At 66.8% G+C, this 5,337-nt stretch carries 4 protein-coding genes; 3 read left to right on the forward strand and 1 reads right to left on the reverse strand.

Features of this window, described 5'->3' with window-relative positions:
- Both C5O18_RS04085 and C5O18_RS04090 read left to right on the forward strand, forming a co-directional pair.
- On the forward strand, positions 1 to 373 hold a 373-nt coding region (locus C5O18_RS04085), incomplete at its 5' end, for a Z-ring associated ZapG family protein (RefSeq protein WP_105191698.1).
- A gap of 216 nt (positions 374 to 589) precedes the next feature.
- Entirely contained in the window at positions 590 to 3,205 is a 2,616-nt protein-coding gene (locus C5O18_RS04090) for a bifunctional aconitate hydratase 2/2-methylisocitrate dehydratase (protein WP_105191700.1), read from the forward strand.
- Positions 3,206 to 3,304: 99 nt separating this feature from the next.
- On the opposite strand, the gene C5O18_RS04095 is transcribed toward C5O18_RS04090, so the two are convergent.
- Entirely contained in the window at positions 3,305 to 3,871 is a 567-nt protein-coding gene (locus C5O18_RS04095) for a phosphatase PAP2 family protein (RefSeq protein WP_105191702.1), read from the reverse strand.
- 129 nt (positions 3,872 to 4,000) lie between these two features.
- On the opposite strand from C5O18_RS04095, the gene C5O18_RS04100 reads away from it, so the two are divergent.
- On the forward strand, positions 4,001 to 5,047 hold the full coding sequence (locus C5O18_RS04100) for a glycosyltransferase family 4 protein (protein ID WP_158249262.1): 1,047 nt from the start codon (positions 4,001 to 4,003) through the stop codon (positions 5,045 to 5,047).
- The last annotated feature ends 290 nt before the right edge of the window (positions 5,048 to 5,337 follow it).

The raw sequence follows: 5,337 nt of genomic DNA on the forward strand, positions 1-5,337 counted from the left end.
TGTCCGCGTGCAGGAACTCGAAGCCCTGCTGAACGACCTGCAGGGCCGCCACGAGCGCTACCAGCATGATGTCCGCGAGCACTTCGAGCAGACCGCCAGTCTGGTCAACGAGCTTACCCAGCGCTACCGCGACGTGCACGAGCACCTGGTGCAGGGCGCACTGACGCTGTGCGACGACCCCAAGCGCCAGCGCGAAGACAATCCCGCGCGCGCCTTCGCCAGCCTGCAGGGCCCGGCCCAGTCCAATACCTACGTCAGCCCCTACACCCAGCTGGAGGAAGGCGACTACTCGGCCTACGAACCGCCGCGCGACTACGCGACCAAGAGCCCCAGCGACAAGGGTACCCTGGACGAGCGCTTCGGCTTCAAGTGATCCCCGCCCGCAACCGCGGGCATGTCGCCGTTCGTCCGGCGCGGCCCGCAGACTGCGACCTAAGGTGAAGCGTACGGCCACGTAACGACCTTACTTTCAGCAGGTGTTTGGTCTACAATCCGCGACCGAAATTCCTGCTTCACCTTTGGCACGCCATGTGCTTCGGCATAGACGACCGAAGGGTAAGCGCCCCGCCGACCCGTAGAGGACACTATTGTGCTCGAAGCCTACCGCAGCCATGTTGCCGAACGCGCCGCCCTCGGCGTGCCCCCGAAGCCCCTGGACGACAAGCAGGTCGCTGCCCTCGTCGAACTGCTGAAGAACCCGCCGGCCGGCGAGGAGGCCTTCCTGGTCGACCTGCTGGAGAACCGCGTGCCCGCCGGCGTCGACCCGGCCGCCTACGTCAAGGCCGCGTTCCTGGCCGCCGTCACCAAGGGCGACGCCAGCTCGCCGCTGGTGGACAAGGCCCGCGCCGTCTACCTGCTGGGCACCATGCTCGGTGGCTACAACGTCGAACCGCTGGTCGGCCTGCTGGATGACGCCGAGCTGGGCGCCGCCGCCGCCGAAGCCCTGAAGAAGACCCTGCTGGTGTTCGACTCCTTCCACGACGTGGAAGAGAAGGCCAAGGCCGGCAACGCCAACGCCAAGGCCGTGCTGCAGTCCTGGGCCGACGCCGAATGGTTCACCAGCCGTCCGGAAGTGCCGCGCGAGATCAAGGTCACCGTCTTCAAGGTCACCGGCGAGACCAACACCGACGACCTGTCCCCGGCACAGGATGCCTGGAGCCGCCCGGACATCCCGCTGCACGCCAACGCCATGCTGAAGAACGTGCGCGACGGCATCCGCCCGGAAAAGCCGCAGGAAATCGGCCCGCTGAACCAGATCAAGGAACTGATCGCCAAGGGCAACCCGGTCGCCTACGTCGGCGACGTGGTCGGCACCGGCTCCAGCCGCAAGTCCGCCACCAACTCGGTGCTGTGGTTCTTCGGCAACGACATTCCGCACATCCCGAACAAGCGTGACGGCGGTGTCTGCATCGGCTCCAAGATCGCCCCGATCTTCTTCAACACCATGGAAGACGCCGGCGCCCTGCCGATCGAGCTCGACGTCAACCAGATGAACATGGGCGATGAAGTCGTGATCCGCATCGATCACGACACCGCGCTGGTCACCGCCAGCAAGAACGGCGCCGAAATCGCCCAGGCCCCGCTGAAGACCCCGGTGCTGCTGGACGAAGTGCGCGCCGGCGGCCGCATCAACCTGATCATCGGCCGCGGCCTGACCGCCAAGGCCCGCGAATCGCTGGGCCTGGAACCGTCGACGCTGTTCCGCCACCCGGTGCAGCCGGCCGACACCGGCAAGGGCTACACCCAGGCGCAGAAGATGGTCGGCCGCGCCTGCGGCCTGCCGGAAGGCACCGGCATCCGCCCGGGCACCTACTGCGAACCGAAGATGACCACCGTCGGCTCCCAGGACACCACCGGCCCGATGACCCGCGACGAGCTGAAGGACCTGGCCTGCCTGGGCTTCTCCGCCGGCCTGGTGATGCAGTCGTTCTGCCACACCGCCGCCTACCCGAAGCCGGTCGACGTCAACACCCACCACACCCTGCCGGACTTCATCATGAACCGCGGCGGCGTGTCGCTGCGTCCGGGTGACGGCATCATCCACTCCTGGCTGAACCGCATGCTGCTGCCCGACACCGTCGGCACCGGCGGTGACTCGCACACCCGCTTCCCGCTCGGCATCTCGTTCCCGGCCGGCTCCGGCCTCGTCGCCTTCGCCGCCGCCACCGGCGTCATGCCGCTGGACATGCCGGAGTCCGTGCTGGTCCGCTTCAAGGGCAAGATGCAGCCTGGCATCACCCTGCGTGACCTGGTGCACGCCATTCCCTACGCCGCCATCCAGCGTGGCGAGCTGACCATCGAGAAGAAGGGCAAGAAGAACGTCTTCAACGGCCGCATCCTCGAAATCGAAGGTCTCGAAGACCTGACCGTGGAACAGGCTTTCGAGCTGTCCGACGCCTCCGCCGAGCGCTCCGCCGCCGGCTGCTCGATCACGCTCAGCGAAAAGTCCGTGGCCGAATACCTGACCTCGAACATCACCATGCTGAAGTGGATGATCTCGCAGGGCTACGGCGACGCGCGCACCATCGCCCGCCGCATCGAGGCCATGGAGAAGTGGCTGGCCAATCCGTCGCTGCTGCGCGCCGACAAGGATGCCGAATACGCCACCGTGTACGAGATCGACCTGAACGAGATCAAGGAACCGATCCTGTGCTGCCCGAACGACCCGGATGACGCCAAGCCGCTGTCCGAAGTCGCCGGCGCCAAGATCGACGAAGTGTTCATCGGCTCGTGCATGACCAACATCGGCCACTTCCGTGCCGCCGGCAAGCTGCTCGACAAGGTGGAAGGCGGCTCGCTCGCCACCCGCCTGTGGCTGGCTCCGCCGACCCGCATGGACGAGCACCAGCTGATGGAAGAAGGCTACTACAACATCTACGGCCGCGCCGGTGCCCGCACCGAAATGCCGGGCTGCTCGCTGTGCATGGGCAACCAGGCCCGTGTCGCGCCGAACACCACCTGCGTGTCGACCTCGACCCGCAACTTCCCGAACCGTCTCGGCCAGGGTGCCAATGTCTATCTCGCCTCGGCCGAACTCGCTTCCGTCGCCGCCGTGATGGGCAAGCTCCCGACCGTCGCCGAGTACATGGAGTACGCCGGCAAGATCGACTCGATGGCGGGTGACATCTACCGTTACCTGAACTTCGACAAGATCGGCGAGTACACGGAACAGGCCGACAAGATCAACGTCGCTCAGCTGACCTGATCCTGATGCGCTGAAACAGAAAGCCCGGCCATGTGCCGGGCTTTTTGCTGGGCCGCTTTCCGCATCCGCCGGAGCTAGCGCCCCGGGACACGCGACGACTCAGACCAGCGGCGGCCAAAGCGCCAGCGCGGCATGCGCCAGGCCGAAACCGATCGCCGCGCCGCAGATGACATCGGTCGGGTAATGCAGGCCGAGCACCATGCGCGACAGCGCCACCAGCACGGTGAACGGCAGCAGCAGCACGGCCAGCGTCGGAAACCAGGCCAGCGCGACGGTGGTGAACAGCACCGCCTGCAGGGTGTGCCCGGACGGGAAGCTGTAGCGGTCGAGCGGCGGGCAGCCGCAGCAGATGTCGCGGTGCGAGATGAACGGCCGCTCGCGCACGAGGCGCCCCTTGAGCAGCTTGTAGATGATGACGCCGACCAGCGCGGTGGCGCCCATCTGCGCGGCGGCGAGGCGGCCGGTCTGGCCCTGCATCATGAACACGATCATGAGCAGGTACCAGAACACGCCATCGCCGAGCCGGCTCACGATGCGGAAGAAAAGCCGCACGGCTTCGCGCCGCGAGGTCTGGTTGAACGCCACGCACAGGCGGTGCTCCAGTACATCGAGTCTGGCCAGGCTGCCGGCGAACGGCGTGGTGAGCGGAGCAGTGGTCTTTTCCATATCGTCACCTTAAGGTCGGGACAATAAGATCAGGTTTCACTGTCGTGACGGATTGATGACAGGCGCGCCGTCTTCACATCGTCACGAGACGGTTATTTCCCTGCAACACCCATGCCGCAGCCTGCAGGCATGAAAATAGCCATCTGCACTGACGCCTGGGCACCCCAGGTCAACGGGGTGGTCACCACCCTCACCCGCACCCGCGAACTGCTGCGGCAGTTCGGCCATGACGTGGAGGTCTTCTCTCCCGCCAGCGGCTTCATCACCGTGCCGCTGCCCAGCTACCCGGAGATCCGCCTGCCGCTGTTCCCCGGACGCCGCCTGGGCCGCCTGCTGGACGAGTTCGCGCCGGATCGCGTGCACATCGCCACCGAGGGCACGCTGGGCCTGGCGGCGCGCGCCTGGTGCATGCGCCGCGGCCTGTGCTTCACCACCTCCTACCACACGCAGTTCCCCGACTTCGTGCACCAGCGCTTCCCCATCATTCCTGCTGCCACGGTCTACCGCCTGCTGCGCTGGTTCCATAATGGTGCATCCGCCACCATGGTCGCCACGCCGCAGGTGCGTGCCGAGCTGGCGCGGCATGGCATAGGCAACACCGTGATGTGGGGACGCGGTGTCGACACGACCCTGTTCGATCCGCACCGGCGACAGCCGCTGGACCTGCCAGGACCGGTCTGGGTCTATGTCGGCCGCCTGGCCGTGGAGAAGAACCTGCCCGCCTTCCTGTCGCTCGACCTGCCCGGCAGCAAGCTGGTGATCGGCGACGGCCCCGCGCGCCGCGAACTGGAGGAGCGCTTCCCGGATGCGCACTTCACCGGCTACAAGTTCGGCGAGGAACTGGCGGGACTGCTGGCCGGTGGCGATGTGTTCGTGTTCCCCAGCCGCACCGACACTTTCGGGCTGGTGATGCTGGAAGCCATGGCATCGGGGCTGCCGGTGGCTGCCTACCCCGTCACCGGGCCGGTGGACGTGGTACGGGAAGGGCTGACGGGCTGTCTGCGCGAGGATTTGCGTGATGCCTGCCTGGCGGCGCTGACGCTGGACCGGAAGGCTGTGCGGGAGGCCGCGCTGGCCTGCGGCTGGGAGAAGGCCGCACGGCAGTTCGAAAGCAATCTGGTGCCATGCCGCCCGTTGCAGGTCGCCCTGCCGCGGGCCGGCATGACCGGCATCTGAGAGACCTCAGGCGGTCTCGATGCCGGTGATGTGCCATGGCGCATCAGCGCGGCCGTAGTCGCGCTCGAGGTGCCAGATATCGATGAAGTCCTCTTCCACGCCTTCGACGCGGTCACGGTAGCGCCCGCTGAAACGGATGCTGACCTCGGCCATGCCGAAGCGCTGGTCCGCACGCACCAGTTCGGTACGCACCGACAGCACTTCCGTGGACGGTGCCACGGCCAGGCTGGCGCGCTCGGCCGACAGGGCAGCGTGCAGCTCGGGCGTCAGGTATTCGCGCAGCGAAGCCA

This window comes from Amnimonas aquatica, assembly GCF_002943415.1.
Taxonomy (GTDB): domain Bacteria; phylum Pseudomonadota; class Gammaproteobacteria; order Pseudomonadales; family Moraxellaceae; genus Perlucidibaca; species Perlucidibaca aquatica_A.